This is a genomic window from Treponema sp. R6D11 (genome assembly GCF_054786075.1).
The window spans coordinates 1-365 of record NZ_BDHD01001186.1 but is presented as its reverse complement, the minus strand read 5'-3'; the positions used below and the strand labels follow the sequence as shown (position 1 = coordinate 365).

Genomic DNA, 365 nt, shown 5'->3' with positions numbered 1-365 from the left:
CGCTATTACCGGCAAAGAAATTAAAACATTATCGGGACATACAGGTTGGATTAATTCCGTTTGTTTCAGTCATGACGGCACTCAAATTGTTTCAGGTTCAGGTTCCAATGATAACACAATCAAACTATGGGACACGGCGACAGGCAGGGAAATCAGAACTTTTGCCGGACATACTTCATGGGTAATTTCAGTAGCGTTCAGTCCCGACAGCAAACAGATAATTTCAGGCTCACGAGATACAAGCATAAAACAGTGGAATGCCAAAACAGGCGAATTAATCAGAACTATCGGGACTCAAAGGTAAATTACCGCTATTCTCAATTTCAACGCCGTCGGGAACGGATAAACTTTTAAGCGTTTTAATC

The 365-nt window shown here is 41.6% G+C and carries 1 protein-coding gene; it reads left to right on the top strand.

Annotated elements, in window-relative coordinates; all coding sequences use genetic code 11:
- The coding region (locus ACYVTD_RS18030; protein ID WP_461248984.1) for a WD40 repeat domain-containing protein at positions 1-304 on the top strand (304 nt) is incomplete at its 5' end.
- Between the last annotated feature and the right edge of the window lie 61 nt (positions 305-365).